The sequence below is a fragment of the Nocardia sp. NPDC023852 genome (assembly GCF_040639505.1).
In the GTDB taxonomy this organism is placed as follows: Bacteria; Actinomycetota; Actinomycetes; order Mycobacteriales; family Mycobacteriaceae; genus Nocardia.
The window spans coordinates 55,828-82,439 of record NZ_JBFAAB010000008.1 but is presented as its reverse complement, the minus strand read 5'-3'; the positions used below and the strand labels follow the sequence as shown (position 1 = coordinate 82,439).

The window sequence follows — 26,612 nt, the reverse complement described above, 5'->3', positions numbered from 1 at the left end:
AAATCCCTGGTCGATCGACGGGCGCGATCGGCGGAAAACGAGTGTCGCCGCCGGGGGGTGTCCAGATAGCTTGATACGACCGATTCTCGAGCTCAGGGGAGGAGCCCGCCATGTGGGAATGGAGCAGGACGGTCACCGAATACGCCGCCGCTGCGGCGTGGACGAGCACACGGAGCGAGGAGACCGAGCCGAAGTACCGCGACGCCGAGTATCGGGCCGAGATCGAACGGGACGAGTCCGCGGAAGGCGACAGGGTGGGCATGGCGGCACGCGACCCGATCGGCGGGTACGACCTCGTCGGATAGCGCTGCGAGTAGCCTGCCCGGTGTGCAGAGGCCACCGTTGGATGCAGAGCAATTGCGGCGCAGTGTCATCGAGTCGCCCGAGCTGTCGTTCTTCTCCCAGATCGAGGTGGTGGAGACGACCGGGTCCACGAACGCGGACCTGGTAGCGCGGGCAGGCGAGCCGGACACCGATCGTGTGGTGCTCCTGGCGGAGACGCAGGAGCACGGCCGCGGTCGACACGCGCGGACCTGGGTGAGCCCGCCGCGGGCGCAGATCGCGATGTCGCTGCTGGTGCGGTTGCGCGGGATCGACTCGGCCTCGCTCGGCTGGCTGTCGCTGCTGACCGGCGTCAGCGTGGTAGACGCGCTACGCGAAACGGCGGGGGTCGCCGCGGACCTCAAGTGGCCCAACGACGTGCTGATCGACGGACGCAAGGTCGCGGGCATCCTCGCCGAGGTCGCGACAAGCGGCGGCGAGCCGGCCGTGGTGATCGGAGTCGGACTGAACGTGAGCCTCACCGAGGCGGAACTGCCGGTGCCGCATGCGACCTCGCTCACCCTCGCGGGCGCGGAGGAGACCGACCGGACTGTGCTGGTGCGGTCGCTGCTGACCGAATTCGCCCGCCGCTTCACCGCATGGCGCGATGGGAACTGGGCGAACGGCGAGCTGGCTGCCGCCTACCGTGAACGGTGCGCCACGATCGGTGCCCAGGTCCGGGCCGAGCTGCCCGGTGGTCAGGTGCTGACCGGCATGGCCGACGGCGTCGACGACGCGGGCCGCCTGCTCATCGGCGGCGAGGCGGTATCCGCGGCCGACGTCACTCATCTGCGCGCGGAGAACTGACCACCCGGAGTGCGCACTTCCGATCGCTCGGGAACCGGAAGATGCGGTGGCTGCATGCGTTGGACAGGCTGAAAGCGGCGCGGGCGGCCGTCCAGGCGAATATTGCGGAATCGCCACGCCGGCAGGCGATTGTGTAGCACGACGCGCTTCTGCGTCGGCTATTCCGGCATCCGCACGCGGTAGGGTGCCTGGCATGGGTTATCCGGAGGACGTGCTGGCGCCCGATGAGCAGCTGATACTCCATCGTCATCCGCATTGGAAAATGCTGTTCTGGCCCATCGTGACACTCATCGTCGCTACCGCACTCGCCGGTTTCGCGGGCGGGCTCATCTCACGCAAGGCCGAGGGGACCACGCGATCCGCGCTGTTGATCGCGGTGCTGGCGGTGTACCTGTTCATCCTCGGATGGCGTTGTGTCGCAGCGTTTCTCAGTTGGAAGTCGACTCATTTCATCATCACCGACCGTAGGGTGCTCGTGCGCCAGGGCGTGCTCACGCACATCGGCATCGACATTCCGATGAGCCGGATCTCCAGTGTCCAGTTCCGGCACGGGCTGTTCGATCGGATGCTCGGAACCGGGACGCTGATCATCGAGTCGTCCTCCTCCGAACCGCTCGAGTACGATGACATCCCGGCCGTCCAGCAGGTGCACGCGCTGCTCTACCACCAGGTGTTCGATGTCGAGCGCCACAGCGGTCATGGCGGCTGGGACGACCGTGGCGGCTACCGATAAGCCGTAACCTGGGCAGATGACCGCTGTACTGCTGGCCGAGGACGACGAGGCCATCGCCGCTCCGCTGTCGCGCGCGCTCGGGCGCGAGGGCTATTCGGTGACCGTCGAGCGTTTCGGGCCCGCCGTGCTGAAGCGGGCACTGGAGGGTGACCACGATCTGCTCATCCTCGACCTCGGCCTGCCCGGCATGGACGGGCTGGAGGTGTGTCGGCAGGTGCGCGCCCGCGGCGCGGATCTGGCCGTGCTGATGCTCACCGCGCGCACCGACGAGGTGGACTTCGTGGTCGGGCTGGACGCGGGCGCCGACGACTACGTCGGCAAGCCCTTCCGGCTCGCCGAGCTGTTGGCCCGGGTGCGAGCCTTGTTGCGCCGCAGCGGCATCGGTGACGATACGGTGGAAGTCGGCGGTATCCGTTTGGAACCGGCGGCGCGACGGGTGCTGGTGAACGGCGTCGAAATCGGTTTGGCCAACAAGGAGTACGAGTTGCTCAAGGTGCTGATCGACCGGGCCGGGCAGGTGGTGCCACGCGAGACCATCCTGCGCGAGGTGTGGGGTGACGCCGAGCTGCGCGGCTCCAAGACCTTGGATATGCACATGTCCTGGTTGCGCCGCAAGATCGGCGACGAAGGGCCGATGGCCGAGCGGCGCATCGTCACCGTTCGCGGTGTGGGCTTCCGACTGAACACCGACTGACGTGCGCCGCCGGATTCTGCGTTCGATGCTCACCGTGCTGACCCTGACCACGGTCGTGCTCGGTGTGCCGCTGATCTATACGGCTTGGCTGTGGGTCGAGGACATCACCCGCAACGACCTGCAGAACCGACTGGAACGGATAGCCTCGGAGATCATTGCGCAGGAGCACGGCGACGGAACGGTGCTCGGCGAGCTGGACACGCGGTCGGTGGCGCCATTGGTGCCCGAGAACGGCAAGCTCACCATCGTCTACCCGTCGCCGCAGGACAACGCCTCCCGGCGCGATGTCGGGGCGGACATTGTGTCCGACCCGTTGGTGGAGTCGCTGTCGATGGGCACATCGGGGTCGCTGCGCCTGGAGGTGCCCTCGGCGCCGATGCACGCCATGCAGCGTCAGGCGGTCGCGGTGGTGGGACTCGCCGTGCTCGTCTCGCTGGGAGCGGCGGTTGCGGTCGCGGTGGTCACCGCCCGTCGGGTGGCGGATCCGCTGCGCGACGTCGCGGCGCGTGCCGCGCGGCTGGCGATGGGCGATTTCCGGCCCGATCCACGTAGACACGGTATCTCGGAACTGGACCGCGTCTCGGACGTGCTCGATTCGGCGACCGTGGAGATCGCCGGGCGGCTGCAGCGGGAGCACGCCTTGGTCGCCGATGTGTCGCACCAGCTGCGCAGCAGGCTCACCGCCGTGCGGCTGCGCTTGGACGAGCTCTCCGCGCACTCCGATCCGGAGGTGGTGCACGAGGCGGAGGAGGCGATGGCCCAGGTGGACCGGCTCACCGAAGCGATCGACGATCTGGTGCGGGCCTCGCGGGACGAGGACGCGACGGACCGCGATCCGGTGCCGGTCATGGACGAGCTGCGCGGTGTGGTCGCCGAATGGACGCACCCGTTCGCCGAGGCGGGCCGGACGTTGACGCTGATCGGGGATGAGTCGCTGCGCGCGCCGCTCACCGGATCGCGGCTGCGCGAGGCGGTGGCAGTGCTGGTGGACAACGCGCTGATGCATGGCGGCGGACCCTGCACGGTATCGGTGCGTACGGTACGACCGGGCGGCGATCGCGAGCCGCTGGTGTGTGTCGAGGTCGCCGACGAGGGCGACGGGGTGCGCGACGAGCTGGCGCCGCACATTTTCGATCGGGGGTTCTCGGCGGGCGGTTCCACTGGCGTGGGACTGGCGCTGGCGCGGGCGCTGATCGAGGCCGACGGTGGGCGCCTGGAACTGCAGCGACGGAGGCCGGCGCTGTTCGCGGTCTTCCTCGGGTCGTCGGCGTACCGGGCACCCAACTCGGTGGTGGCCGAGCCGAGGTGACTCAGCTGTGGCCGAATTCCTCTTCCACGAGCTCCTCGAATTCCGCGACGATCTCGTTCATTTCGTCGGGGAAGACCCAGCGGCGCATCGCCCAGAACCGGAAGGCCATCTGCAGTAGGTTGCCGATGACGAAGGCGCTGATGAAGTCGGCGACATTCTCGGCAGTGAAGCTCACATTGGGCTGGCGCAGGTCGAAAACGTAGCTGGAAATCCACAGCGGCGTGAAGGAGAGCACAACGCCGACGCCGCTGACGCCGAAGAAGAGCGCTGCCTCATGATGGCGTTCGCGTCCGCCCCGGTTCTTGAACGACCATTCCCGGTTGAGGATGTAGGACGCGATCACGGCGATGACGCCGGAAATGATCTTGGCGGTGACTGGCTTCTCCGCGAGCACCGTCCACTTCAACATGTAGAAGATGCCGCTGTCGATCACGAAGGTGGTCGCGCCGACGATCGCGAACTTGATCAATTCCCGCTGCCGGTAGGCGATGTCTTGCAGCGGCTTGGGGAGGACGCTGACCACGTCGTCGACGAATGTCACAAGACCGGAGTGTACCGGTACGGTTCGTTCGCACCGGACGTGACAATATTGTCCGACGTGAGCACACGTTCTTTCGATCCTTCAACTATGCCCACCGTCACCATGGTCGGTGGCGGACAGCTGTCGCGTATGACCCACCAGGCGGCGATCGCGCTGGGCCAGCGGCTACGCGTGCTCGCCGAGAACCCTGACGACCCGGCCGCGCAGGTGAGCCCCGAGGTGGTGCTCGGCAGCCACACCGATCTGACGGCGCTGCGCAAGGCCGCGGTCGGCTCGCACGCGCTGACCTTCGACCACGAGCACGTGCTGACCGAGCACCTGGAGGCGCTGGTCGCCGAGGGCGTGAATGTCCAGCCGCCGCCGCAGGCCCTGGTCTACGCGCAGGACAAGTTGGCCATGCGCACCAAGCTCACCGAACTCGGGCTGCCCGTGCCCGCGTTCACGCCGGTGACTTCGGTGGCCGACGCGGTGCGGTTCGGGGCGGAACACGATTGGCGGATCGTGCTGAAGGCGGTGCGCGGCGGCTACGACGGGCGCGGCGTCTGGATGCCCGATTCTCCCGCCGCCGCCGAGACGATCGTCACCGACCAGCTCGCGTACGGCGTGGGACTGCTCGCGGAGGTAAAGGTCGACTTGAAGCGGGAGCTGTCGGCGATGGTGGCGCGTTCGCCGTTCGGCCAGGCGGCGACCTGGCCGGTGGTGGAGACCGTGCAGCGCAACGGTCAGTGCGTCGTGGTGATCGCGCCCGCGCCCGGCCTGCCGGAGTCCCGGGCCGCCGAGGCGGAGACCATGGCGCTGAACCTCGCCGAGGAACTGGGTGTTGTCGGGGCCATGGCGGTGGAGTTGTTCGAGACCGACGACGGCGTGCTGCTGGTGAACGAGCTGGCGATGCGGCCGCACAATTCCGGGCACTGGGGGATGGACGGCGCGCGCACCGGTCAATTCGAGCAGCATCTGCGCGCCGTGCTCGACTACCCGCTCGGCGACACCAGCCTGCTGGCGCCGGTGACGGTGATGGTCAACATCCTCGGCGCGCCCGAGTCTCCGGCCATGTCGATGGACGAGCGACTGCACCACCTGTTCGCCAGGATGCCCGATGCCAAGGTGCACCTGTACGGCAAGGACGAGCGGCCCGACCGCAAGATCGGGCACGTCAACATCCTCGGCGACGATGCCGCCGAGGTTCGGGAGAAAGCTGAGCGTGCGGCGCACTGGATGTCGCACGCTGTTTGGACCGACGGATGGGATCCGCATGAGTGAAGCAGGGGCAGTGACTCCGGCGGTCGGCCTGATCATGGGCAGCGACTCCGACTGGCCGACCATGGAGGCCGCCGCGGAAGCATTGGCAGAGTTCGGCATTCGCTTCGAGGTGGGCGTCGTCTCGGCGCACCGCACCCCGCAACGCATGCTCGACTACGCGCGGGACGCCGCGGGCCGCGGACTGAAGGTCATCATCGCGGGTGCGGGCGGTGCCGCCCATCTGCCCGGCATGGTCGCCTCGGCCACACCGCTGCCGGTCATCGGGGTGCCTGTCCCGCTGAAGTACCTCGACGGCATGGATTCGCTGCTGTCTATCGTCCAGATGCCGGCGGGCGTGCCCGTAGCCACGGTCTCCATCGGCGGCGCCCGCAACGCGGGCTTGCTCGCCGCCCGCATCCTCGCCACCCACGACCCGGCGCTGCGCACTCGAATGGAACAGTTTCAGGCCGGACTCGAACTGATGGTCCTGGAAAAGGACGAAGCCCTCCGCACAAGACTCCTGGGCTGAGTCCGTGACTACTGGCGACATCGCCCGACCGCGAGGCAGCGACCCTGCGCAGTTCCGGCTCACAGTTGTGGATCAGGCATTGCGGTTGTTTGCCGAGAAGGGGTACGAAGCGACGACGGTGGACGAGATCGCGGAGGCGGCGGGAATTTCCCGGCGGACATTCTTCCGGCAGTTCCGGTCGAAAGAAGACGTGATCTTCGCCGATCATGAGTCGCAGCTGGCGCAGGCGGCCGAGTTCCTCGCCGCGTCGCGCACGGATCCGTGGGAAGCGGTGTGCGACGCGGTGGTGCAGGTATTCGAGCGGTTCACCCACTGGCGGGAGATCGCGGTGCGCCGCTATCGGGTGGTGCGCCAGGTGCCCGCGCTGCGCGAACGGGAGATCGTCACCGTCTTCCGCTATGAGCGGCTGTTCACCGACTACCTGCGCGAGCGGCTGCCCGAGGTGCCGGATCTGGCGCGGGTACAGTTCGCCGCGGCCGTCACAGCGACGCACAACTACCTGCTGCGCCGGATGGTGCGCGGTGAATCAGCCGCGGGTGCCGCCGATCTGCGACTGGAGCTGGCTGCGATTCCGCGCGGCGCACGGCGTGAATCTAACGCCGACGAGCTGGTCGTCGCCGTGTTCCCCCGCGACATCGCCCCCCGACAGGTCGCCGAACTGCTCGCCCGCAAGCTGGGAACGTTGTGACGCCCAAGTGCGACCAATCTGACACTGAGTGCCATGATTTCTGCATGGCGAATGGCGCGTGCTCGCGTACACTGGCTGTGAGCATGGCACTGAGTGCCGAATAGCTGAGCCCGTTCCGCGGAGTCAGCGATCACGACCGACGACCAGGAGTGAGCCCACATGGCGGGAAACCCCGATTTCGACCTGTTCAAGCTCGAGGACTTCCACGATGAGCTGCGTGCCGCGATCCGCGGTCTCGGGGAGAAAGAAATCGCTCCGCATGCCAAGGACGTCGATGGCAACTCCCGCTTCCCCGAGGAGGCGTTGACCGCACTCAACGCCTCCGGCTTCAATGCCGTGCACGTTCCAGAGGCATACGGCGGCCAGGGCGCGGACTCGGTCGCGACCTGCATCGTGATCGAAGAGGTCGCCCGGGTCTGCGGTTCTTCCTCGCTGATCCCAGCGGTCAACAAGCTCGGCACCATGGGCCTGATTTTGAACGGTTCCGAGGAGCTGAAGCAGAAGGTCCTGCCCGACATCGTCAACGGCGAGCTGGCTTCCTACGCGCTGTCCGAGCGAGAGGCCGGTTCCGACGCGGCGGGTATGCGCACCCGGGCCAAGCGAGAGGGTGACGACTGGATCATCAACGGCTCCAAGTGCTGGATCACCAACGGCGGCAAGTCCTCCTGGTACACCGTCATGGCGGTAACCGACGCGGACAAGGGCGCCAACGGCATTTCGGCCTTCCTGGTGCACAAGGACGACGAGGGCTTCGTAGTCGGCCCGCTGGAGCACAAGCTCGGCATCAAGGGTTCGCCCACGGCGGAGCTGTACTTCGAGAACTGCCGAGTGCCGGGTGACCGCATCGTCGGCGAGCCGGGCACCGGTTTCAAGACCGCGCTGCAGACCCTCGACCACACCCGCCCGACCATCGGCGCGCAGGCCGTCGGCCTGGCCCAGGGCGCGCTGGACGCGGCCATCGCCTACACCAAGGACCGCAAGCAATTCGGCAAGTCGATCGCCGACTTCCAGAACACTCAGTTCATGCTCGCCGACATGGCGATGAAGATCGAAGCGGCCCGCCTCATGGTCTACACGTCGGCCGCCCGCGCCGAGCGCGGCGAGAAGAACCTCGGCTTCATCTCCGCCGCCGCCAAGTGCTTCGCCTCCGACGTCGCCATGGAGGTCACCACCAACGCCGTCCAGCTGTTCGGCGGCGCCGGCTACACCACCGATTTCCCGGTGGAGCGCATGATGCGCGACGCGAAGATCACCCAGATCTACGAAGGCACCAACCAGATCCAGCGTCTGGTGATGAGCCGCGCGTTGCTCGAGGACTGATGCCCCGTTTACGTCGGCGGGAAGCGTTCGAGGCGGGCGACGCTAGACGACCAGGTCGGCGAACTCCTGGTGTTCGGTGATGTACTTCTCGACGTACCAGCAGGTGGGGATGATGGAGAAGCCCGCGTCGCGGGAGTCTTTCAGGGCGAACTCGACCACCTGGGCGGCGATGCCGTGGCCACGGAACTCGGGGAAGGTCATGGTGTGGTGCAGGTCGCGGACCTTGGTGTCGCCGCGTTCGGCGTAGTCGGCGTACCCGGCTAGGGTGTCGTCGACGTAGATCTCGAAACGGGTGTCGGCGACGTTGTGCTCGAGCCTGGTCGTCATGATCGGGTAGAACTCCTTGTCGGATGGGAATGTTCCGTGGCGGCGGTCACAGGACCGCCCCCGGGTTCAGGATGCCGTTCGGGTCGAGCGCGTCCTTGATCCGCTGAGTCAAGGCCATGACGTCCGGGCCGAGCTGATCGGGCAGCCACGCCTTCTTCAATCGCCCCACGCCGTGCTCACCGGTGATGGTGCCGCCGAGCACGATGGCCAAGTCCATGATCTCGCCGAAGGCGCGGTGCGCCCGCGCGGTCAGGTCCGCGTCGGCCGGGTCGTGCACGATCAGTGGATGGGTGTTGCCGTCTCCGGCGTGCGCGATCACCGAGACCGTGACCGCGTTGCGTTCGGCGATCGCGGCGACGCCGGTCACCAAATCGCCGAGCCGTGGCAGTGGCACGCCGACGTCTTCCAGCAGCAGTGCGCCCAGCTTCTCCACGGCGGGAATCGCGAAACGCCGTGCCGCGGTGAACGCTTCGCCCTCTTCGAGGTCCTCGGTGTGGAAAACTTCGGTCGCACCGGCCTTTTCGCACGCGGCCACCATGGCCTCGGCCTCGCGTCGCGCGAATTCGCCTGGCGCGTCCGACCGCGCGACCAGTAGGGCCGCGGCGGCGCGGTCCAAGCCCATCCGCATCTCGTCCTCGACGGCATTGATCGACACCGAGTCCATGAACTCGAGCATCGAGGGCCGCAGTTCCCCGGTGATCGCCAGGATCGCCTCGGTGGCCGCGGTGAGTGTGCCGAATGTCGCGACGACCGTGCTCTGCGGCGGCTGCGCGGGCAGCAGCCGCAGGGTCAGTTCGGTGATCACGCCGAGCGTGCCCTCGCTACCGACGAACAGCTTGGTCAGCGCCAGCCCCGCCGAGTCCTTCAGTCGGGGCCCGCCCAGTCGCACGACGGTCCCGTCGGCCAGCACCACCTCCATGCCGAGCACGTAGTCCGTGGTCACGCCGTACTTCACGCAACACAGGCCGCCCGCATTGGTCGCGGCATTGCCGCCGATGGAGCAGATCTCGAACGATGACGGGTCCGGTGGATACCACAGTCCGTGTTCGGCGACCGCGCGCTTCACCTCCCCGTTGAGAAGGCCCGGCTGCACTACGGCGGTCCGGGTGACCGGATCCACCGTGATCGCGCGCATCCGCTCGGTGCTGAGCACAAGGCCGCCGTCGACCGCGGTCGCCCCGCCGGACAGCCCGGAGCCGGCACCTCGCGGGATCACGGGGATGCGGTTCGACGCGGCCCATCGCACGGTGGTGGCGACATCATCGGTGCTGGTAGGACGCACCACCGCGAGCGCAGTGCCCGCGCGGGGATCGCGCGCCCAGTCCTGTCGGTAGCCCGCGAGCAGGTCGGGGTCGGTGAGCACCGCGCCCTCGGGCAGCCTCGTGATCAGCTCATGCAGGTCCACGCCATTCACGCTAGCCGCCCGCGCCGGATATGTGCCGGTAGGCCGCCGGACATGCGCCGACCGGTCGTCCAACTGTGGATGCTCACGTCCCCGCCGGACGGATCAGCTCCTCGATGCGTGGTCCGTCGACGACGATCGCGTCGTCATCGGTGAGCGCCCAGTGCGCCACGCCGTCGGCCCGGTACTCGGCGGCCAGCCGGTTGCATCCACCGCCCGGATCGGTAGCCGAGTCGATGTGCGGCACGATCCGGCGATCGACGAAACCCAGCCCGTCCCAGCGGGGCTCGATACCACAGGCGGGTTCGACCTCGGCGGGGTCGTCGAGTGTGTCCAGGCCGTGCAGGTCGGGGGTGAGCACGCAGGCGCCCGCGCTGTACCCCGCGTAGACCAGCGCGTCGTCGGCGAGTAGCCGGGAAAGCGCGAGATCCGCTCCGCTGCGGGCGAATTGGGCGCGCAGCACGAAGGTGTTCCCGCCGCGCACCCACACCAGCGGGTAGTCGGCAAGCTTGCGCTCGAGATCCGCCGCGTTCCCGACGTAGTCGCGCAGGTCGAGCTCCTCGGGGGCATAGCCGAGCTTGCCGAGCGGCACCAGGTCGCTGGTTACGGCCGACGCCCGCATCGACGGCCACGCGTCACAGGCGTTGCCGATCACCGCGACGCGGCCCGGCGGGCCGGCGAGCGCCACCAGCCGGTCGAAGTGCGCCCCGAAGCGATAGCTGGACAGGAAGAGCCGCATGGTTTTCAGAGCGTGAACGCGAGGTGGCGCACCAGCCGCTGCCCGAGCTCGGTATCGCCGTCGAAGGTTATCTCGTCGAGGTGCTTCTCGGCGGTCGTGCGCCCGCCGCCCAACCGGACGAACAACCCGGAGTCCATGCCGATCTCGACGCCGGCGGGTTCGTCGAAAGCGTCGACGTAGCTCGCCCGGCCCGCCACCTGGATGTGCAGCGTTCTGGCCAGCGGGCCGGTCAGAGCGAAGGTGATCCGCGAGCCGTCCGGTGCCCCGCCCTTCTTGGCCACCACACGCGGAATGCCGCCCGCGAACTCGGCGAAGGCCAGCTCGCCGCGCGGCCCACCTTCCTCCACCCGGACGCCGAGCGCGTCGGCGATATCGAGTTCGTGCATCCAGCAGTCGAACAGTCGCACTCGCATGAACCGGCCGTAGCTCACCTGACCGATCGGCGACACGGTTTCCTTCTCCCATTCGGCGTCGTCCATCGCCGCGAGCGCCTGATGTCTGCGGTCGACAACGTCACGGTATAAATCGACCAGTCGGGCGCCGGGCAGTGGGCGAAGCCGGTCCACCCAGATCTCGTTGAGCACCGCGATCTCGTTGCGGACGTAGGGAAGCATGCGCACATCGGTCTTGACCCTGCTCGGGTCGTGTGCGGGCGGGCGCTCGCCGAGCAGCCAAGACTCGGTGCCGACGACGTGGGCGACGACATCGAACACAGTCCAGCCGGGCAGTGGCGCCGGGATGCGCCAGCGGTCCTCGTCGAGTGCGGCGACGAGCGTCTCGATCGCTTCCCATTGCCGCGACAGCAGGGCGATCTGCTCGGTCCGATTCGGTGTCTCGGTCATCCGTCGGCTCCTTTTTCCGGGCCTGCGCCCTCGTTGTCCAGTGCCGCGATCCCACCCCGGATGGCAGCGGCGGTGGCGACCGGGTCGTGCGGACGCCGCAGGAGGAAGCCCTTGGCGAAACTCAGTCTGTCGCCGTGTCTGCGGGGGATCACGTGCAGGTGGACGTGCGAAACGGTCTGGAAAGCGGCGGTGCCGTCGTTGAGCACTAGGTTGGCGCCGTCCGCGGCGAGACTGCTGCGCCGGATGGCTAGTGCGAGCCGATGCCCAGCCCGAAAGACGTGTGCGCCGAGTTCGGCGTCCAAGTCCTCCAGTTCGGCGGCGTGCCGCTTGGGGATCACCAGCGTGTGCCCGCGGGTGATCGGCCGGGTATCGAGGAACGCACACAGTGTGTCGTCCTCGTACACTGTGGTCGCGGGCGCCTCGCCTGCGACGATGCGGCAGAAGACGCAGTCGTTCACATGCTGGACCATACGGCGTAGGTGCGGAGCGGAACACCCCGGTGGGCGATCCGGCAGGACGCGTCTCTGCTCCGCGACGCGCCGACGGCCTGATCAGTTCTCGAACCCGGGGGTAAGCAAGGACTTCGACGTACGGTCTTGCCGTGGTCGCCTGCGGCGGGCACCGTCGACTGCGGCGGCGACCGAACAAAGCGCAGCTCAGGAGGCTGCGGTAAGGTCCGCGTAGACCGCAGGGCAACTCAGCGAACCGGCGGAATCCGGCCGACACGTGTGACGGACATCTCGGCTAGGCTCACGGCGAGCCGGGTACAGTGGCGAGGATTTGGGCGAACTTACTCTGAAGTAGCATCGTCCGGCCGTCTACCCGTTGCCTGGAAGCTCAGCACGAGAAGGAAGTCTGACAAGTGGAGACAACGCAGAGCGTAGGCGATCCGTCGCTACGTGCCGCGCGTGTCGGAGTCGTTCGCGAGTCCAACGCGGGCGAGCGACGTGTCGCATTGGTGCCGAAGATCATTCCGAGCCTGCTGAAGCGGGGCGTCGAGGTCGTCGTCGAGTCCGGAGCAGGGAGCGGCGCGCTCATCCCCGACAGTGCCTATGAAGAAGTGGGCGCGACGATCGGCGATCCCTGGTCGGCCGAGGTTGTTGTGAAGGTGGCCCCACCCAGTGACGCCGAGGTGGGGAAGCTGTCGTCGGGGCAGACACTGATCGGGTTTCTTGCCCCGCGTAACGCCGAGAATCAGATCGGTGCGCTGAAATCGTCTGGGGTGCAGGCGTTCGCGGTGGAAGCGATTCCGCGGATTTCGCGTGCGCAGGTGATGGATGCGTTGTCTTCGCAGGCGAATGTGGCCGGGTACAAGGCGGTGCTGTTGGCCGCGTCGGAGTCGACTCGGTTCTTCCCGATGCTGACTACCGCGGCGGGCACGGTGAAGCCGGCGACGGTGCTGGTGTTGGGTGTGGGTGTCGCCGGTTTGCAGGCGTTGGCCACGGCGAAGCGGCTCGGTGGGCGGACCACCGGGTACGACGTGCGGCCGGAGGTGGCTGATCAGGTGCGTTCGGTGGGTGCGCAGTGGCTGGATCTGGGGATCGATGCCGCCGGTGAGGGTGGATACGCCCGCGAACTCACCGACGAGGAGAAGGCCACCCAGCAGCAGGCTTTGGAGGACGCGATCAAGGGTTTCGACGTGGTGATCACCACCGCGCTGGTGCCGGGTCGTCCCGCGCCGCGACTGGTGACCGCCGCGGCGGTGCAGGGCATGAAGCCCGGCAGCGTGATCGTCGACCTGGCGGGCGAGACCGGAGGCAACTGCGAGCTCACCGAGCCTGGCCACACCGTTGTCAAGCATGAGGTGACCATCGCGTCGCCGCTGAATCTGCCCGCCACCATGCCCGAGCACGCCAGCGAGCTGTACTCCAGGAATGTCGCGGCACTGCTGGAGTTGATGCTGGTCGACGGCAAACTCACGCCCGACTTCGGCGATCAGGTGCTCGCCGACTCCTGCGTGACCCGTGCGGTCGGGGACATCGAAACCGCGGGGAAGGAAGCCTCCTGATGTATACCGAACTGCTGGCGAATATCGCGATCCTGGTGCTGTCAGGGTTCGTCGGATTCGCCGTCATCTCCAAGGTGCCCAACACCTTGCACACCCCGCTGATGTCGGGCACCAACGCCATCCACGGCATCGTCGTGCTCGGCGCACTGGTCACGCTCGGGAACGTGCAGGATCCGTCGGTCCTGACCCAGATCATCCTGTTCGTCGCCGTCGTGTTCGGAACCCTCAACGTCATCGGTGGTTTCGTGGTCACCGACCGCATGCTGGGCATGTTCAAAACCAAGAAGACGGCCACGCCGGTGAAGGCGGATCAGTGATGCATCCCTTCGACAATGTGACCTATCTGGTCAACGGCCTCTACATCGTCGCGTTCGGCATGTTCATCTATGGTCTGATGGGTTTGACCGGTCCGAAGACCGCGGTGCGCGGTAACCTCATCGCGGCGGCGGGCATGGTGCTCGCGGTGGTGGCCACTATGATCTCGATTCGCCACACCAGCAACTGGATTCTGATCGTCGCCGGCTTGGTGGTGGGTGTCGCGCTGGGTGTTCCGCCGGCCAAGTTCACCAAGATGACCGCGATGCCGCAGCTGGTGGCCGCGTTCAACGGCGTCGGTGGTGGCACGGTGGCTTTGATCGCGTGGTCGGAGTTCCTCAACTCCCAGGGCTTCTCGCACTTCGACGAAGAACCCACCGTGCACATCGTGATCGGCTCGCTGTTCGCGGCGATCATCGGTTCGGTGTCGTTCTGGGGCTCGTTGATCGCGTTCGGCAAACTGCAGGAGATCCTGCCCGGCCGCCCGATCGGGATGGGCAAGCTGCAGCAACCGTTGAACCTGTTGCTGCTCGTCGGCGCCATCGCCGCGGCCGTGGTAATCGGTATCGGGGCAACCAGCGACGGTGTGCCGCAGGTGTGGATGATCGCGGTGCTCGTGTTCGCGGGTGTGCTCGGCCTGATGGTCGTGCTGCCCATCGGCGGCGCCGACATGCCGGTGGTTATCTCCTTGCTGAATGCTCTGACCGGATTGTCCGCCGCGGCGGCCGGTCTCGCCTTGAACAACACCGCGATGATCGTGGCGGGCATGATCGTCGGCGCGTCCGGCACCATCCTCACCAATTTGATGGCCAAGGCGATGAACCGCTCCATCCCCGCTATCGTCGCGGGTGGATTCGGCGGCGGCGGTACCGCGCCGGGCGCCGGTGGCGGTGAGCAGAAGCAGGCCAAGGCCACGTCCGCCGCGGACGCCGCGATCCAGATGGCGTATGCCAACCAGGTGATCGTGGTGCCCGGCTACGGCATGGCCGTCGCGCAGGCTCAGCACGCGGTCAAGGAAATGGCGTCGCTGTTGGAGGCCAAGGGTGTCGAGGTCAAATACGCCATCCACCCGGTCGCGGGCCGTATGCCCGGCCATATGAACGTGCTGTTGGCCGAGGCCGAAGTCTCCTACGACGCGCTCAAGGAAATGGACGACATCAACGGCGAGTTCAGCCGTACCGATGTCGCCTTGGTGATCGGCGCCAACGACGTCACCAACCCCTCCGCCCGCGAGGATGCCGCCAGCCCGATCTATGGCATGCCCGTCCTCAACGTCGACCAGGCACGATCCGTGATCGTGCTGAAGCGTTCGATGAACTCCGGCTTCGCCGGCATCGATAACCCCCTCTTCTATGCCGACCACACCTCCATGCTCTTCGGCGACGCCAAAAAGTCCGTCGGTTCGGTCACCGAAGAACTGAAAGCCTTGTAGAGGCCAGTACGTTTCGCGGCAAGCGCCCTCCGCCGAGGCCTTCGACGGAGGGCGCTGTCATGTCGCCTGCGCACGGCGTAAAACGGTCCAGACGCAGCCTGCCCACGATCGAGGAGCCGAGCCGGCCGGGCCGTCGCGGTCCGCGGTGTTGCCGAGTCGGCGGCTGGCTCGCCAGGAAGCGCGGGCCGCTATCCCGGCGGCTGCCGCGTTCCCCAACGGTGCGACCCTGGCGGAACTCGTCGCACTGCGGGACGGTGATGCCCGGATCACTAGTGTCGCGCAGGATCCGGTGAATCTTGGGGCTCTCTCTGTGGACGGTCGGCCGGGAGCGAGGATTCGGCGATCTGGCGGCCGCTGAACAGACCGGACGGTCTTCCGGGCGGCGAGTCGCGCGTCCATCGGCTAGATTCCATGAGTTCGCCGCCACCCCTGTGCGGACGTAATTGCGCGAGACCCGGGGAGGGGATCCATGACCACACCACCGAACAACCCGTATCCAGGCCAGCCCGCCGGTCCAGGCTATGGCGGCCAGCCGGGATACCCGCAGGCGCCCGCCGCTGTGCCGCAGGGCTACCCGGGGCAACCCCAGGGCTATCCTCCGCCGGGGTACCCGGCGCAGCCACAACCCGGTTATCCGCCGCAGGGCGGTTTCCCGGCGCCCCAGCAGCCGGGCTACCCCGTCGGCGGTTTCCCGCCGCCCGGGCAACCGCCGCGGCGCAGTGGCGGCGGCAGCGGGATCGGGAAGGTCTTCCTCGCGCTCGGCGCCCTGCTGGTGATCGGTCTCCTGGTCTTCGGCGCCCGCACCGTGCTGCGCTCGGATGGCGAGAAGATCGAGATCGGCCAGTGCGCGAGGCTGTCGGGCAGCACCGTCAAGGCCGAGTTCGCCACGAAGGAATGCTCCGATCCGGACGCCAACTATGTGGTGGCGCAACGGATCGACGGGGCGAACAAGGACTGCCCGACCAAGGACTACGCCAGCTATTACCAGACCGGCAGAAACGACTACACCCTCTGCCTGCGACTCAACGCCAAAGAGGGCGACTGCATCAAATCCGGTTTCCTCGGCGCGAGCACCAAGGTGGCCTGCGGCTCGACGGCGGACTTCAAGATCGGCCGGGTGGTGCGCGGTACCGCGGACAAGTCCGCATGCGGGTCGCGAGCGACCGAGAACGAAACGATCGTCTATCCCAAGCCGGATCCGATCACACTGTGCCTGGTGCCGCCCAAGTAGGGCTTAACGTATGGGGTTGCTAACGTTCAAGCATGGCGGGCGTTAGTGTGCGATTACTGCGGACCAGGTCATTCGTGCGAGCGCCGATCGGTGTGTTCCGTGCCCGGCTGGGCTTCCTGTTCGGCGGGCGGCTCTTGCTGCTGGAACACACCGGGCGCAGCTCCGGCCGACCGCGCTACGTCGTGCTGGAGACCGTCGCGCGACCGAGTCGAGATCGCGTGGTCATCGCGTCCGGATTCGGCAAGCAGGCCCAGTGGTTCCGTAATCTTGTAGCCGATGCCCGCTGTTGGGTCAGCATCGGTTCGCGCCATCGGGTTTCGGCTGTTGCCAGGGTCCTAACCCTCGACGAGTCCGCCACGGTGCTCGACGGCTATCGCCGCGAACACCCCAAGGCGTACCGAAAGCTGGGCGGGCTCATCGAGGAGGCCACGGGCTCGGACATCGACCAGGTGTCGTTGGTCGAGCTGACCTTGCGGTCTTGACCGGTTACCTCGCCGGGGCGACTACGCCCGCGTAGCGGCAGCACAGCAGCATCGCGATCAGCGGTACCACCATGGCCGTGGTCAGCGGTACCACCGCTGTGAGCCAGCCGATTACCGTGGGGCCGGCGAGCAGCCCCAGATAGCCGACGCTGAACACCCGGGACATGTCGGTCGCGGCAGTGGCGGAGCCCAGATTTCCCGCGGCGGTGAAAATCTGGGGGACGCCGCCGGAGAGCCCGAGGCCGGCCATGGCCCAGCCGAGCAGTGACAGCGCAATCCACGGAGACACCATGATCAGAGCAAGTCCGATCGCGGCGATCAGCGCGCCGTAACGGACCACCGCGACCGGGCCGAACGCGCCGCTGACCCGGTCGGTAGCCAGACGTCCGACGGTCATCGTCGTGGAGAAGGCACCGAAGGCGAGCGCCGCTGTCGCGGCGTCCGCCCCGAGATGCTCGCGCATCTGCAGCGCGCTCCAATCCGCGGCTACGCCTTCGGCCAGCAGCAGCGCGAACGCGATCGCGGCCAGCGCCAGCACCGTTCGGCTGCGATCACCGACCTCGGGACGCGCGATCGTGGCGTGTGTCGCCGCGTCCCGCTCGGGCTCGTCGAGCGACTGTGCGTTCGGCGCGGCGTCGTACTCGATCGGTGCCGTGGCGTGCTGGGGCGAACCGGCGTCGTGCTGGGGCAGATCCGCATCGAGTGGTGCCGGCTCGCGCCGAGGCGGTGTGGTGTCGTGCTCGGTCGCATGTACGGCCTGGACGCCGGGTGTCGCCGCGTCCGCCGTCCCCTCCTCGGGCGTAGCGTCGCGCAGCAGCCGAGGTACCAGCGCGAGGGTCAGTGCGACGCCGCCGATCGCGGCCAGTGTCGAAGTCAGCCGCACATCCCAGCCCACGCGTAGCGTCGCGGCCCCCAGTAGCGAACCAAGCAGGCCACCGCCGGAGAACAGGGCGTGGAACGCGGCCAGGATCGGGCGGCGATACGCCCGTTCCACATGTACCGCTTGGGTATTCATCGACACGTCCAGCGCACCGTTGCCGAAGCCGAAGCAGGCGAGTGCCAACGCGAGCGTGACCGGTCCGGTCGCGAAGCCGGGTCCGAGCACAGCCACCGAGGTGGTGCACGCGGCCGCGCCGACCAGGGTCCTGCTGCCGAACCGGTCGGCGAGCGGACCCGCCAGACGCATGCCGAACACGCCGGCACCGGCCATCAGCAGGAGGAACATTCCTAGCGTCGACTTCGCGACGCCTGTGCGGTCGGTGATGACGGGGATGTGCACCACCCACATAGCGAGTAGGAAACCGCTCAACGCGAACACCGTGAACACCGCGGCACGCGCGACGCGGGTCGAACGGTCGACTGTGGGGCTCGACACCACTTCGACGGTAGCGAGCAATGGTCCGGTATGTCCCCGGAACGGTATGCCCAGCCCACCCGCGGAGCCGGTCCAGGGCAACGCCGACCTGGTTACCCGGCTGTGAAACGCGCGTCGTTGAGCGTCGTGCCCGCGGATAGGGCTGTTTTTTCTTGTCTAGTGTCAACGCGTCACTGCCCCGAGACATTCCGGATTCCGGTAGGCGCCGTCCGTGGCATAGTCGGCGAAATCTTCGGGTTCCCGGTCGAACACCCGGCGGACCTCGTCGGCGGGCTCCAGCGTGGCCGTAGAGCACGGTGCCGAACGGGCCGGCGGGTTTTCACTACGTCGGAGGTGCTGGTCAGCGGTGGTGTGTCATTGTTCTGGTACATCTGCGCTGGACGAGACGGCGCATGGTTCGGCGGCTTATGATCATGCGTGATCGTCTACTGTTGATGCGTGGATGCGCTCGCCAGTCTGCTCGAAGGTCCACGCGCCAGGGGTGCGTTCCTGATGTGTTCGCTGCTGGATCCGCCGTGGTCGTTGCGCATTCAGGACGAGGCCCCGCTGACCGTGTTATCGATGATTCGCGGCGGTGCGTGGATTCGCACCGAGAAGGATGCGCCGCGACAGCTGAACGCAGGCGATGTCGCTATCTTCCGCGGGCCCGATCCGTACACCGTGGCCGACGATCCGGCGACCGAACCGCAGATCGTCATCCATCCCGGCCAGGTGACGAAGACGCCGGACGGTGAAATCCTTTGCGAGACACTAAGTATCGGAGTTCGGCAGTGGGGGACCGATCCGCACGGCGCCACGATGATGGTCACCGGGACCTACGAGTCCGCGGGCGCGGCCAGCCAGCGTGTGTTGCGCGCGCTCCCGCCTGTCATCGTGTTGCGGCGCGGCGACTTCGACAGCAGGGTACTCGACATCCTCGTCGATGAGGCGACCAAGGATGAACCCGCGCAGGGAGCGGTGCTCGACCGGCTGCTCGATCTGGTGCTGATCGCCGCGCTGCGCGCCTGGTTCGCCCGCAATGACGCGCCCGCCTGGTACCACGCGTACGGTGACCCGCTGGTCGGCAAGGCGTTGCGGCTGTTGCAGCACAATCCGGGGCACGGGTGGACGGTCGCAGGCTTGGCCGAGGCGGTGGGTGTGTCGCGGGCCGCGCTGGCCCGCCGGTTCACTGACTTGGTCGGCGAGCCACCGATGGCGTTCCTCACCGAATGGCGGCTCGCGCTGGCCGCCGACCTGCTACAGGAGTCCGACGCCACGATCGAGGCGATTGCCCGTCAGGTCGGGTACGGCAGCGCCTTCGCACTGAGTACCGCGTTCAAACGCCACTTCGGTGTCTCCCCGCGCGACCACCGCCACAGCCGCGTGCGGTCAGGCCTGGAGGAGGGAGTTCGCGTGGCCACGTAGGGCCCCGCGCGCGGCGCATAGATACAGCGCGCCCCCGGCTGAGCTATCGTCGGCCGGGTGACGCAGCAGTATCCGGTGCTCTGGCCGGTACCCACTCGATGGGCGGATAACGATCACTACGGGCACGTGAACAACGTGACGTACTACTCGTACTTCGATACCGCGGTCAACGCATGGTTGATGCACGCAACGGGCACCGACATCCGCACGCTGCCGGCGCTCGGGGTTGTAGCACAGACCTCGTGCCAGTACCTCGGCTCGATCAGCTTCCCGGACCAGCTGCAGGTCGGCCTGCGTATCGCGCGGCTCGGTCGCTCCAGCATCACCTATGACCTGGCCATCTTCCGCGAGGCCGACAGCGCACCGGAACTGGTTGCCACTGGCACCTTCGTCCACGTCTACGTGGACGCGGAGTCCCGCAAGCCGGTCGAGATCCCGGAGGTCATCCGCACCGTCGCGGCGGCGCTGGTCACCGAGTAGTACCCACGTACCGCCGGCGAGCGAAACCCTGTGATTCACACGCGACTGAGCAGGGTGAGTGGGTCCTCCATGAGCCCGGCAGTGGTGGTGAGGAACCGGGCGGCCAGTTCGCCATCGATCATCCGGTGGTCGAAGCTCACACCGAGGGTGGTCACCCAGCGGACGGCGAGTTCGTCACGGAATACCCACGGCCGCTTGCGGATCGAGCCGAGACACAGGATCGCGGCCTCGCCGGGATTGACCAGGGGCATCCCGGCGTCGACGCCGAACACCCCGACGTTGGTGATGGTGAACGTGCCGCCGCGCAGGTCGGTAGGCGTGGCGGCACCCGAACGGGCGGTGTCCGCCAGCCAGCCGATTTCGCGGGTCAGATCCCGCAGGCTCAGTGTCTGCGCCTCTTTGATGTTCGGCACCAGCAGCCCGCGGCCGGTGGCCACCGCGATGCCCAGATTCACGTAGTGCTTGGTGACGATCTCTTGGTTGGCCTCATCCCAGCAGCTGTTCATGCCGGGGAATTCCGTGAGCGCGGCCAGCACCGCCTTGGCCACCAGCGCGAGCGGCGTGAGGGTCAGGCCGGCAAAGGATGTGGTGCTGCGCAGGTGGTCGAGCAGCTCCATCGACGCGGTGCAGTCGAGGGTGACGAACGTGCCGGCCTGCGGGATGGTGTGTGCGCTGGTCAGCATCGCCGCGGCGGTGCGCTTGCGGATGCCGCTGATCGGGGTGCGGGCCTCGCGGGTGGTCGGACGGACAACGCCCGCGTCCGGCTCGGTGATGGTGGGCGGCGCGGCCTCGGCCTGCTCGGCCGGGCGCGACTGGGAGACCGGCACCGCACCGCGCACGTCGTCGACAGTAACCGCGCCGCCCGGCCCGGACCCCGCGACGAACCACAGATCGATGCCGAGTTCGCGAGCCAGTTTTCGCGCGCCCGGCGTGGCCGCCGCCCGCGTCACGCCGATCTTCGGGCGCATATGTTCGGGCTCCTGGATCGTGTCGTCGAACGGCCCCGAGACCGGCTCAGGTGCGGCGGTTTCCGCAGCGCCGTCGCCGCCGGGGTGCGAAACGTCTCGCGGAGCAACGGCTGGCCTGCGTCGCCGGGATACCGCCTCCCCCTCTGGGCCGTAGCCGACAAGAACCGAGGTGTGCCCGGCGGCGTCCGGCCCGGACGCCTGCTCGTGCTCCACCCGAATCAGCGGCGCGCCGACCGGAATGGTGTCGCCCGGCTGTGCCAGCAACTCGACCACCCGCCCCGTGAACGGGCACGGCAGCGATACCACTGCTTTCGCCGTCTCGACCTCCGCGATGGTCTGATTCAGCCGCACCGTGTCGCCGACGGCCACCGCCCAGGACACCAGCTCGGCGTCGGTGAGGCCTTCTCCGAGGTCGGGGAGCCGAAATTCCAGCACGGCACCTGGAGCATCCTGGCGATTTTCCACGTGGGCACCTCTCACTACGGCGAACCCGCGTCAGGCGGCGAGTGAACGGTCGACCGCGGCGAGAATGCGGTCGGGGTCGGGCAGGTGGTGCTTCTCGAGCTTAGCCGGGGGATAGGGGATGTCGAAGCCGCCGACGCGCAGGACGGGGGCCTCGAGGTGGTAGAAGCAGCGCTCGGTGATCCGGGCGGCGATCTCGGCGCCGAGGCCGGCGAATACCGGCGCCTCGTGCGTGACGATCAGCCGTCCGGTTTTGGCGACCGACTCCTCGATGGTGTCGAAGTCGATCGGCGAAAGGCTGCGCAGGTCGATCACCTCGAGCGAATGCCCCTCTTCCGCGGCGATTTTCGCCGCCGACAGCGCGGTGGCCACGGTGCCGCCGTAGGCGACGACGGTCGCGTCGGTGCCGGTTGTGCACACCCTGGCGCGGTCCAGCGGCAGCACGGCGTCACAGGCGTCGAAGTCGACGTCGGCCTTGTCCCAGTACCGGCGCTTGGGCTCGAAGAAGATCACCGGGTCGTCCAGCGCGATCGCCTGGCGGATCATCGAATACGCGTCCGCGGGATTGCTCGGGGTGACGACGCGCAAGCCAGCGGTGTGCGCGAAATAGGCCTCGGGTGATTCGGAGTGGTGCTCCACCGAGCCGATGCCGCCGCCGAACGGGATACGAATCGTGAGGGGGGCGCGCACCTTCCCCTGTGTGCGGAAGTTGATCTTGGCCACGTGGGACACGATCTGATCGAATGCCGGATAGACGAAGCCGTCGAATTGGATCTCGCACACCGGCCGATAGCCGCGCAGCGCCATGCCGAAGGCCGTTCCGACAATGCCCGACTCGGCCAGCGGAGTATCGATGACGCGATTGTCCCCGAAGTCCTTCTGCAGTGTGTCAGTCACCCGGAACACCCCGCCCAGACGCCCGATGTCCTCGCCCATCAGCAAAACCTTCGAGTCGTCCTCCAGCGCGCGGCGCAACCCGATGTTGAGCGCGGCGGCGAACGTGGTGATCATTGCGGGACTCCTTCCGGTCGCGCGGAGGACTCGTCGGGATCGCCGGTCAAGTACTCCGTGTACTCCCGCCGCTGTTCGGTGATCAGCGGGTGCGGGGTGGCGTAGACGTGGTCGAACAGCTCCGTCGGTGCGGGATCGGGCAGGTCGATGGTGGCCGTGCGCACCTGGCGCGCGACCTCGTCGGCGTGCTCGGCGACCAAGAGCTCGAATGCTTGGTCCCAGTGGCCTTCGCGCTCCAGCAGCCTGCGTACCCGGTCGATCGGATCGCGGCGCGCCCACTGTTCGGTCTCGGCGGCCGAGCGGTAGCGGGTGGGATCGTCCGCGGTGGTGTGCGGCCCCATCCGGTAGGTGAGTGCCTCGATGAAGGAAGGTCCGCCACCGGATCGTGCCCTCGCTACTGCCTGCCTGGTCACCGCGAGCACGGCGAGCACGTCGTTGCCGTCGACCTGCACGCCGGGCATGCCGTAGCCGTAGGCGCGGCGCGCGATCGGGGTCGCGCTCTGCACGCGGACCGGTTCACTGATCGCCCAATGGTTGTTCTGGCAGAAAAACACCACAGGGGCGCTCCAGCTCGCGGCGAAGCCGAACGCCTCGGCGATGTCACCCTGGCTGCTGGCCCCGTCGCCGAAGTAGGCGATGGTGGCGATCTCGGCGCCGTCCAGGTGCGCGGCGAAGGCGTAGCCCGTCGCGTGCAGGCCCTGGGAGCCGACAACGATGTTCGGATTGGTCATGTTCACCGCGTGCGGGTCCCAGCAGTGGTGCGCGACTCCGCGCCACAGCCGAGTGAGCTCGGTGGGAGGAACGCCGCGGCAGTAGGCGACGGCGCCCTCGCGGTAGCTACAGAACACGTAGTCGTCGGGGTGCAAGGCGTGCGCCGAACCGACCTGGGCTGCTTCCTGCCCGAGCAACGGCGCCCACAGGCCGAGCTGGCCCTGCCGTTGGAGCGCGGTGCCCTCGATGTCGATCCGCCGGGTGACCACCATGTCCTCGTACAGCGCGCGCAGCTGCTGCGGTCCGACGTCGGCGACCAGCGCCGCATGCTCGGGATCGAGGACGCGACGACCGTCGGGCTGCACCAACTGGACGGGATAGTCGGGCCTTTCTGGCATCGTGACCGCCTCCTCACCACGGGGCGCCGCGGATAACTGTGTGTTCTAACTCACAGCATCCACCGGAACGCGAACTGCGCAAGTGACCGTCATCCGAATGGGCAGAATGCTCAATTCCAACCGGCACTGTGATGTCATACTGCGTTGTATGCCCAGAGAAACCGCCGATGTGGCCCTGGACGCCACCGACGCCCGGTTGTTGCTGGAACTGGTCGCCAACCCCAGGGCGACGGGGGTCGAGCTGGCTGCGCGGCTCGGGCTGTCCCGCAACACTGTGCAGGCCCGGTTGTCCCGCTGGGAGGCGGGCGGCGTGCTGGGCAGCTTCGAACGCCGCGTGCAACCGCGCGCCCTCGGCTATCCACTGGCGGCGTTTGTCGCGGTCGTCGTCGACCAGCACCAATTGGATTCGGTGGTGGACGAACTCGCCGAGGTACCCGAGGTGACCGAGGTGTGCGGCATGACCGGACTCACCGACCTCACGGTGCGTGTGGTCGCGCGCGACGCCGACGACCTGTATCGCATCGCCGGGCAGATCCTCAAGATCCCCGGCGTGGAGCGGACCAATATGGCGCTGGTGATGCGTGAGCTGGTCGGGCCGCGCACGGCTCCGCTGCTGAATCGGCTGGCGAACTCGAGCTGAATACCGCCTTCCAACAGCGGCTTGCCGCCGCACCGGCCTAGGCGACCGGCGCACCCGCAGCCGTACGGAGTGGTCGCGGAGATCTGGGCGGCGGGACGCTGACATCCCGCTAGGGTGCGGGGATGGAGATTGTGGACAAGGTCGCGATTGTCACGGGGGCAGGTGCGGGGATCGGGGCGGCGCTGGCGCGTCGGCTCGTCGCAGGTGGCGCGCGGGTGGTGCTCGCCGACCTCGACGCGGAGGGCGTTGGGCGGGTTGCCGAGTCCCTCGGCGCCGGTGCGGTCGCGGTCGGTGGCGACGTGTCCGACGAACTGGTGATCCGCGGGCTGATCGAGCGCGCCGAGACCGTGTTCGGGCCGGTCGACCTGTATTTCGCGAATGCCGGCATCGGCGGTGGCGCCGGACTGGACAGCACCGACCAGCAGTGGGCAGCCGCGCTAGAGGTCAATGTCATGGCCCACGTCCGCGCCGCGCGGCTGCTGGTGCCGGGGTGGCGGGAGCGCGGCGGCGGCTACTTTGTGGCGACGGCGTCGGCGGCGGGTCTGCTCACCCAGCTCGGTTCGGCGCCCTACGCGGTGTCCAAGCACGCGGCCGTCGGGTTCGCCGAATGGCTGTCGGTCACTTACGGCGATCATGGGATTCGCGTGAGTTGCGTGTGCCCGATGGGTGTGGATACCCGGCTGCTGCACACCGGCCTGGTCCCGCCCGGACACGCCGCGGAGGCCGAACTCGCAGTGAAGGCGGTGACCACGGCGGGCGCGGTGCTGTCCCCGGACGAGGTTGCCGAGGTCGTCCTCGCCGGAGTCGCGGACGAGCATTTCCTGATACTCCCGCACCCCGAGGTACTGAAGATGTACCGCCACAAGGGCTCCGACTACGACCGCTGGCTCGACGGCATGCGCCGCTTCCAAGCCGCCTTGCAGGGATAGTCGGCCCAACGCTGTCAGCGCAGGACCTTGCGGACCACGAGACCGGCGAGCAGGGCCCAGAAGGCCGCGCCGATTCCCCCGAATCCGACGCCGGATGCCGCGATCAAGAAGGTGACAATGCCTGCCTCGCGGTGGTCGCCGGAGCGGAGCGCTCCGCTGAGGGCAGCGCCGAGCGCTGCCAGGAGAGCCAGGCCCGCAACGGTCTCCAAAGTGCCGGTCGGAGCGGTCGCGACCAGCGTCACGAGGGCCGCCGAGCCCAACGCGAGCAGCAGGTACATCCCGCCCGCCGTGAACGCCGCGATCCAGCGCCGCTTCGGATCGGGATGAGCGGCGGGTGCCGCCGACAGGGCGGCGCTGATCGCGGCGAGATTGATCGTGTGCCCGCCCGCCGGTGCGCCGAGAATGGTGCCGAGGCCGGTGACGGTCATGGCGGCGCGCCAGGGCACCTGGTAGCCGAACGAGTTCATCACCGCTGTGCCAGGAATGTTCTGGGACGCCATGGTGACGATGTACAGCGGGATCGCGATACCCATCATCGCTAGCCAATTCCACTGCGGCACAGTGAGTTCCATCGACGGTGCCATGGCGCCGACGTCGAGATGCCTGTGCTGCACGACAATGCTGATGCCCGCACCGACCGCCGCGGTGCCGAAGGCCGCGATCACAGCCCAGCGTTGCGCATACCGTTGCAGGACGACCCAGATCAGGATCACCGGAACCACCACCGCGGGACTGGTCTGCACCGCCCGCACCGGCGCCAGGCACAGTGGCAGCAGCACACCGGCCATCATGGCCTGCGCGATCTCCACGGGAATCGCGGCGACCAGGTTGCCGAGTCGCTGCCACAGCCCGGTGATCACGATCAGCACACCGGCTAGCGCGAACGCGCCGATCGCCGCGGGCCACCCACCCACCACGGCGCCGGTGCCGGCGAGCATCGCCGCGCCGGGCGTGGACCAGGCCAGCGTGATCGGCATCCGATACCGGTAGCTGAGCAGCATCATGCCGATCGCCTGGGTGACGCACAGCGCGAGCAGGCCCGACGCGGCTTGCGCCGAGTCCGCCCCGACCGCGGTGAGCCCGCTCAGCACCACAGCGAACGAGCTGGTGAACCCCACCAGCGCCGTGACCGCACCGGCGCCGAGCGGCTGGGCGAGCCCGGTCTTCGGCGCGACAGGTTCGTGCGCTGCGGTGGCAGGGGTCGCTGCCGCGGAAACGTTCGCCATCTTCCGGATATTGCCCCTGGTCACGGCGTTGTGTCGCCAGCCAGTGCCC

The 26,612-nt window shown here is 67.8% G+C and carries 28 protein-coding genes and 1 pseudogene; 18 read left to right on the top strand and 11 right to left on the bottom strand.

Annotation, left to right across the window (positions count from 1 at the left end):
* The first annotated feature begins 110 nt into the window (after positions 1 to 110).
* From AB0H00_RS14800 to AB0H00_RS14780, 5 genes are all read left to right on the top strand, one after another.
* The gene (locus tag AB0H00_RS14800; RefSeq protein WP_357265896.1) at positions 111 to 305 is read left to right on the top strand and encodes a hypothetical protein; all 195 of its coding nucleotides are present in this window, start codon (positions 111 to 113) and stop codon (positions 303 to 305) included.
* A gap of 22 nt (positions 306 to 327) precedes the next feature.
* A complete protein-coding gene (locus AB0H00_RS14795; RefSeq protein ID WP_357265894.1) occupies positions 328 to 1,128 on the top strand; it encodes a biotin--[acetyl-CoA-carboxylase] ligase in 801 nt (266 codons plus the stop codon).
* A gap of 193 nt (positions 1,129 to 1,321) precedes the next feature.
* Positions 1,322 to 1,861 (top strand): PH domain-containing protein, encoded by a 540-nt coding sequence (locus AB0H00_RS14790; protein WP_357265892.1) that lies wholly within the window; start codon positions 1,322 to 1,324, stop codon positions 1,859 to 1,861.
* Positions 1,862 to 1,877: 16 nt separating this feature from the next.
* Complete coding sequence (locus AB0H00_RS14785) at positions 1,878 to 2,555, top strand: response regulator transcription factor (protein ID WP_357265890.1); 678 nt, start codon at positions 1,878 to 1,880, stop codon at positions 2,553 to 2,555.
* 1 nt (position 2,556) lies between these two features.
* Positions 2,557 to 3,864 carry a HAMP domain-containing sensor histidine kinase gene (locus tag AB0H00_RS14780; RefSeq protein ID WP_357265889.1) on the top strand — a complete coding sequence of 436 codons (1,308 nt, stop codon included), beginning with the start codon at positions 2,557 to 2,559 and terminating at the stop codon, positions 3,862 to 3,864.
* A gap of 61 nt (positions 3,865 to 3,925) precedes the next feature.
* Here the strand turns inward: AB0H00_RS14780 and AB0H00_RS14775 are convergent.
* Positions 3,926 to 4,405, bottom strand: a pseudogene (locus tag AB0H00_RS14775) (GtrA family protein); the annotation flags it as partial.
* A 39-nt stretch (positions 4,406 to 4,444) separates the two neighbouring features.
* On the opposite strand from AB0H00_RS14775, the gene AB0H00_RS14770 reads away from it, so the two are divergent.
* The 4 genes from AB0H00_RS14770 to AB0H00_RS14755 all read left to right on the top strand — a co-directional run bounded on the left by AB0H00_RS14770 (position 4,445) and on the right by AB0H00_RS14755 (position 8,181).
* Complete coding sequence (locus tag AB0H00_RS14770) at positions 4,445 to 5,665, top strand: 5-(carboxyamino)imidazole ribonucleotide synthase (protein WP_357265887.1); 1,221 nt, start codon at positions 4,445 to 4,447, stop codon at positions 5,663 to 5,665.
* Positions 5,658 to 6,173: a 5-(carboxyamino)imidazole ribonucleotide mutase gene (purE, locus tag AB0H00_RS14765; protein ID WP_357265885.1), complete on the top strand. Its 516-nt coding sequence runs from the start codon at positions 5,658 to 5,660 to the stop codon at positions 6,171 to 6,173. The genes AB0H00_RS14770 and purE overlap by 8 nt, the downstream gene beginning before the upstream one ends.
* Before the next feature lie 4 nt (positions 6,174 to 6,177).
* Complete coding sequence (locus AB0H00_RS14760) at positions 6,178 to 6,861, top strand: TetR family transcriptional regulator (RefSeq protein WP_357265883.1); 684 nt, start codon at positions 6,178 to 6,180, stop codon at positions 6,859 to 6,861.
* Between the two features lie 159 nt (positions 6,862 to 7,020).
* Positions 7,021 to 8,181, top strand: a complete 1,161-nt coding sequence (locus AB0H00_RS14755) for an acyl-CoA dehydrogenase (RefSeq protein ID WP_357265881.1) — start codon at positions 7,021 to 7,023, stop codon at positions 8,179 to 8,181.
* Between the two features lie 42 nt (positions 8,182 to 8,223).
* On the opposite strand, the gene AB0H00_RS14750 is transcribed toward AB0H00_RS14755, so the two are convergent.
* From AB0H00_RS14750 to AB0H00_RS14730, 5 genes are all read right to left on the bottom strand, one after another.
* Entirely contained in the window at positions 8,224 to 8,508 is a 285-nt protein-coding gene (locus tag AB0H00_RS14750) for a GNAT family N-acetyltransferase (protein WP_357265879.1), read from the bottom strand.
* Between the two features lie 46 nt (positions 8,509 to 8,554).
* Positions 8,555 to 9,913 carry an FAD-linked oxidase C-terminal domain-containing protein gene (locus AB0H00_RS14745; protein WP_357265877.1) on the bottom strand — a complete coding sequence of 453 codons (1,359 nt, stop codon included), beginning with the start codon at positions 9,911 to 9,913 and terminating at the stop codon, positions 8,555 to 8,557.
* A gap of 82 nt (positions 9,914 to 9,995) precedes the next feature.
* Positions 9,996 to 10,649: a Type 1 glutamine amidotransferase-like domain-containing protein gene (locus AB0H00_RS14740; RefSeq protein ID WP_357265875.1), complete on the bottom strand. Its 654-nt coding sequence runs from the start codon at positions 10,647 to 10,649 to the stop codon at positions 9,996 to 9,998.
* A 5-nt stretch (positions 10,650 to 10,654) separates the two neighbouring features.
* Positions 10,655 to 11,491 (bottom strand): maleylpyruvate isomerase family mycothiol-dependent enzyme, encoded by an 837-nt coding sequence (locus AB0H00_RS14735; RefSeq protein WP_357265873.1) that lies wholly within the window; start codon positions 11,489 to 11,491, stop codon positions 10,655 to 10,657.
* Positions 11,488 to 11,949 carry an HIT family protein gene (locus tag AB0H00_RS14730; RefSeq protein ID WP_357265871.1) on the bottom strand — a complete coding sequence of 154 codons (462 nt, stop codon included), beginning with the start codon at positions 11,947 to 11,949 and terminating at the stop codon, positions 11,488 to 11,490. The genes AB0H00_RS14735 and AB0H00_RS14730 overlap by 4 nt, the downstream gene beginning before the upstream one ends.
* 404 nt (positions 11,950 to 12,353) lie before the next feature.
* Here AB0H00_RS14730 and AB0H00_RS14725 point away from each other — a divergent pair, with 404 nt between their 5' ends.
* From AB0H00_RS14725 to AB0H00_RS14705, 5 genes are all read left to right on the top strand, one after another.
* The gene (locus tag AB0H00_RS14725) at positions 12,354 to 13,499 is read left to right on the top strand and encodes a Re/Si-specific NAD(P)(+) transhydrogenase subunit alpha (RefSeq protein WP_357265869.1); all 1,146 of its coding nucleotides are present in this window, start codon (positions 12,354 to 12,356) and stop codon (positions 13,497 to 13,499) included.
* Positions 13,499 to 13,816, top strand: a complete 318-nt coding sequence (locus AB0H00_RS14720; protein ID WP_357265867.1) for an NAD(P) transhydrogenase subunit alpha — start codon at positions 13,499 to 13,501, stop codon at positions 13,814 to 13,816. The genes AB0H00_RS14725 and AB0H00_RS14720 overlap by 1 nt, the downstream gene beginning before the upstream one ends.
* On the top strand, positions 13,816 to 15,246 hold the full coding sequence (locus AB0H00_RS14715) for an NAD(P)(+) transhydrogenase (Re/Si-specific) subunit beta (protein ID WP_357266121.1): 1,431 nt from the start codon (positions 13,816 to 13,818) through the stop codon (positions 15,244 to 15,246). The genes AB0H00_RS14720 and AB0H00_RS14715 overlap by 1 nt, the downstream gene beginning before the upstream one ends.
* 469 nt (positions 15,247 to 15,715) lie before the next feature.
* Complete coding sequence (locus AB0H00_RS14710; protein ID WP_357265865.1) at positions 15,716 to 16,477, top strand: hypothetical protein; 762 nt, start codon at positions 15,716 to 15,718, stop codon at positions 16,475 to 16,477.
* 32 nt (positions 16,478 to 16,509) lie between these two features.
* Positions 16,510 to 16,959, top strand: coding sequence for a nitroreductase family deazaflavin-dependent oxidoreductase (locus tag AB0H00_RS14705; RefSeq protein ID WP_357265863.1), 450 nt, complete (start codon positions 16,510 to 16,512; stop codon positions 16,957 to 16,959).
* 4 nt (positions 16,960 to 16,963) lie between these two features.
* Here the strand turns inward: AB0H00_RS14705 and AB0H00_RS14700 are convergent, their stop codons facing one another.
* Complete coding sequence (locus AB0H00_RS14700) at positions 16,964 to 18,334, bottom strand: MFS transporter (RefSeq protein WP_357265861.1); 1,371 nt, start codon at positions 18,332 to 18,334, stop codon at positions 16,964 to 16,966.
* 438 nt (positions 18,335 to 18,772) lie between these two features.
* Between AB0H00_RS14700 and AB0H00_RS14695 the strand changes: the two genes are divergently transcribed.
* Both AB0H00_RS14695 and AB0H00_RS14690 read left to right on the top strand, forming a co-directional pair.
* Entirely contained in the window at positions 18,773 to 19,738 is a 966-nt protein-coding gene (locus AB0H00_RS14695) for an AraC family transcriptional regulator (RefSeq protein ID WP_357265859.1), read from the top strand.
* Between the two features lie 57 nt (positions 19,739 to 19,795).
* A complete protein-coding gene (locus AB0H00_RS14690; protein WP_357265857.1) occupies positions 19,796 to 20,218 on the top strand; it encodes a thioesterase family protein in 423 nt (140 codons plus the stop codon).
* A gap of 35 nt (positions 20,219 to 20,253) precedes the next feature.
* Here the strand turns inward: AB0H00_RS14690 and AB0H00_RS14685 are convergent, their stop codons facing one another.
* The 3 genes from AB0H00_RS14685 to pdhA are packed head-to-tail and all read right to left on the bottom strand — an operon-like array spanning position 20,254 to position 23,768.
* Positions 20,254 to 21,651 carry a dihydrolipoamide acetyltransferase family protein gene (locus AB0H00_RS14685; RefSeq protein ID WP_357265855.1) on the bottom strand — a complete coding sequence of 466 codons (1,398 nt, stop codon included), beginning with the start codon at positions 21,649 to 21,651 and terminating at the stop codon, positions 20,254 to 20,256.
* A gap of 30 nt (positions 21,652 to 21,681) precedes the next feature.
* Positions 21,682 to 22,659 carry an alpha-ketoacid dehydrogenase subunit beta gene (locus AB0H00_RS14680; RefSeq protein WP_357265853.1) on the bottom strand — a complete coding sequence of 326 codons (978 nt, stop codon included), beginning with the start codon at positions 22,657 to 22,659 and terminating at the stop codon, positions 21,682 to 21,684.
* A complete protein-coding gene (gene pdhA, locus AB0H00_RS14675; protein WP_357265850.1) occupies positions 22,656 to 23,768 on the bottom strand; it encodes a pyruvate dehydrogenase (acetyl-transferring) E1 component subunit alpha in 1,113 nt (370 codons plus the stop codon). Before pdhA ends, AB0H00_RS14680 begins: the two co-directional genes overlap by 4 nt.
* Positions 23,769 to 23,916: 148 nt before the next feature.
* Between pdhA and AB0H00_RS14670 the strand changes: the two genes are divergently transcribed.
* Together AB0H00_RS14670 and AB0H00_RS14665 are read left to right on the top strand one after the other, a co-directional pair.
* The gene (locus AB0H00_RS14670) at positions 23,917 to 24,408 is read left to right on the top strand and encodes an Lrp/AsnC family transcriptional regulator (RefSeq protein ID WP_357265848.1); all 492 of its coding nucleotides are present in this window, start codon (positions 23,917 to 23,919) and stop codon (positions 24,406 to 24,408) included.
* 122 nt (positions 24,409 to 24,530) lie between these two features.
* Positions 24,531 to 25,337 carry an SDR family oxidoreductase gene (locus AB0H00_RS14665; RefSeq protein ID WP_357265847.1) on the top strand — a complete coding sequence of 269 codons (807 nt, stop codon included), beginning with the start codon at positions 24,531 to 24,533 and terminating at the stop codon, positions 25,335 to 25,337.
* Between the two features lie 14 nt (positions 25,338 to 25,351).
* Here AB0H00_RS14665 and AB0H00_RS14660 read toward each other — a convergent pair whose 3' ends face one another.
* Complete coding sequence (locus AB0H00_RS14660; RefSeq protein WP_357265845.1) at positions 25,352 to 26,563, bottom strand: benzoate/H(+) symporter BenE family transporter; 1,212 nt, start codon at positions 26,561 to 26,563, stop codon at positions 25,352 to 25,354.
* Between the last annotated feature and the right edge of the window lie 49 nt (positions 26,564 to 26,612).

What these genes read in the sequence shown, in the direction of transcription:
- AB0H00_RS14710 (WP_357265865.1), top strand. Translation starts at nt 15,716, where the DNA reads ATGACCACACCACCGAACAACCCGTATCCAGGCCAGCCCGCCGGTCCA.
- AB0H00_RS14665 (WP_357265847.1), top strand. Translation starts at nt 24,531, where the DNA reads ATGGAGATTGTGGACAAGGTCGCGATTGTCACGGGGGCAGGTGCGGGG.
- pdhA (WP_357265850.1), bottom strand. Translation starts at nt 23,768, where the DNA reads ATGCCAGAAAGGCCCGACTATCCCGTCCAGTTGGTGCAGCCCGACGGT.
- purE (WP_357265885.1), top strand. Translation starts at nt 5,658, where the DNA reads ATGAGTGAAGCAGGGGCAGTGACTCCGGCGGTCGGCCTGATCATGGGC.
- AB0H00_RS14800 (WP_357265896.1), top strand. Translation starts at nt 111, where the DNA reads ATGTGGGAATGGAGCAGGACGGTCACCGAATACGCCGCCGCTGCGGCG.
- AB0H00_RS14740 (WP_357265875.1), bottom strand. Translation starts at nt 10,649, where the DNA reads ATGCGGCTCTTCCTGTCCAGCTATCGCTTCGGGGCGCACTTCGACCGG.
- AB0H00_RS14720 (WP_357265867.1), top strand. Translation starts at nt 13,499, where the DNA reads ATGTATACCGAACTGCTGGCGAATATCGCGATCCTGGTGCTGTCAGGG.
- AB0H00_RS14785 (WP_357265890.1), top strand. Translation starts at nt 1,878, where the DNA reads ATGACCGCTGTACTGCTGGCCGAGGACGACGAGGCCATCGCCGCTCCG.
- AB0H00_RS14755 (WP_357265881.1), top strand. Translation starts at nt 7,021, where the DNA reads ATGGCGGGAAACCCCGATTTCGACCTGTTCAAGCTCGAGGACTTCCAC.
- AB0H00_RS14670 (WP_357265848.1), top strand. Translation starts at nt 23,917, where the DNA reads ATGCCCAGAGAAACCGCCGATGTGGCCCTGGACGCCACCGACGCCCGG.
- AB0H00_RS14790 (WP_357265892.1), top strand. Translation starts at nt 1,322, where the DNA reads ATGGGTTATCCGGAGGACGTGCTGGCGCCCGATGAGCAGCTGATACTC.
- AB0H00_RS14750 (WP_357265879.1), bottom strand. Translation starts at nt 8,508, where the DNA reads ATGACGACCAGGCTCGAGCACAACGTCGCCGACACCCGTTTCGAGATC.
- AB0H00_RS14680 (WP_357265853.1), bottom strand. Translation starts at nt 22,659, where the DNA reads ATGATCACCACGTTCGCCGCCGCGCTCAACATCGGGTTGCGCCGCGCG.
- AB0H00_RS14660 (WP_357265845.1), bottom strand. Translation starts at nt 26,563, where the DNA reads ATGGCGAACGTTTCCGCGGCAGCGACCCCTGCCACCGCAGCGCACGAA.
- AB0H00_RS14735 (WP_357265873.1), bottom strand. Translation starts at nt 11,491, where the DNA reads ATGACCGAGACACCGAATCGGACCGAGCAGATCGCCCTGCTGTCGCGG.
- AB0H00_RS14705 (WP_357265863.1), top strand. Translation starts at nt 16,510, where the DNA reads ATGGCGGGCGTTAGTGTGCGATTACTGCGGACCAGGTCATTCGTGCGA.
- AB0H00_RS14715 (WP_357266121.1), top strand. Translation starts at nt 13,816, where the DNA reads ATGCATCCCTTCGACAATGTGACCTATCTGGTCAACGGCCTCTACATC.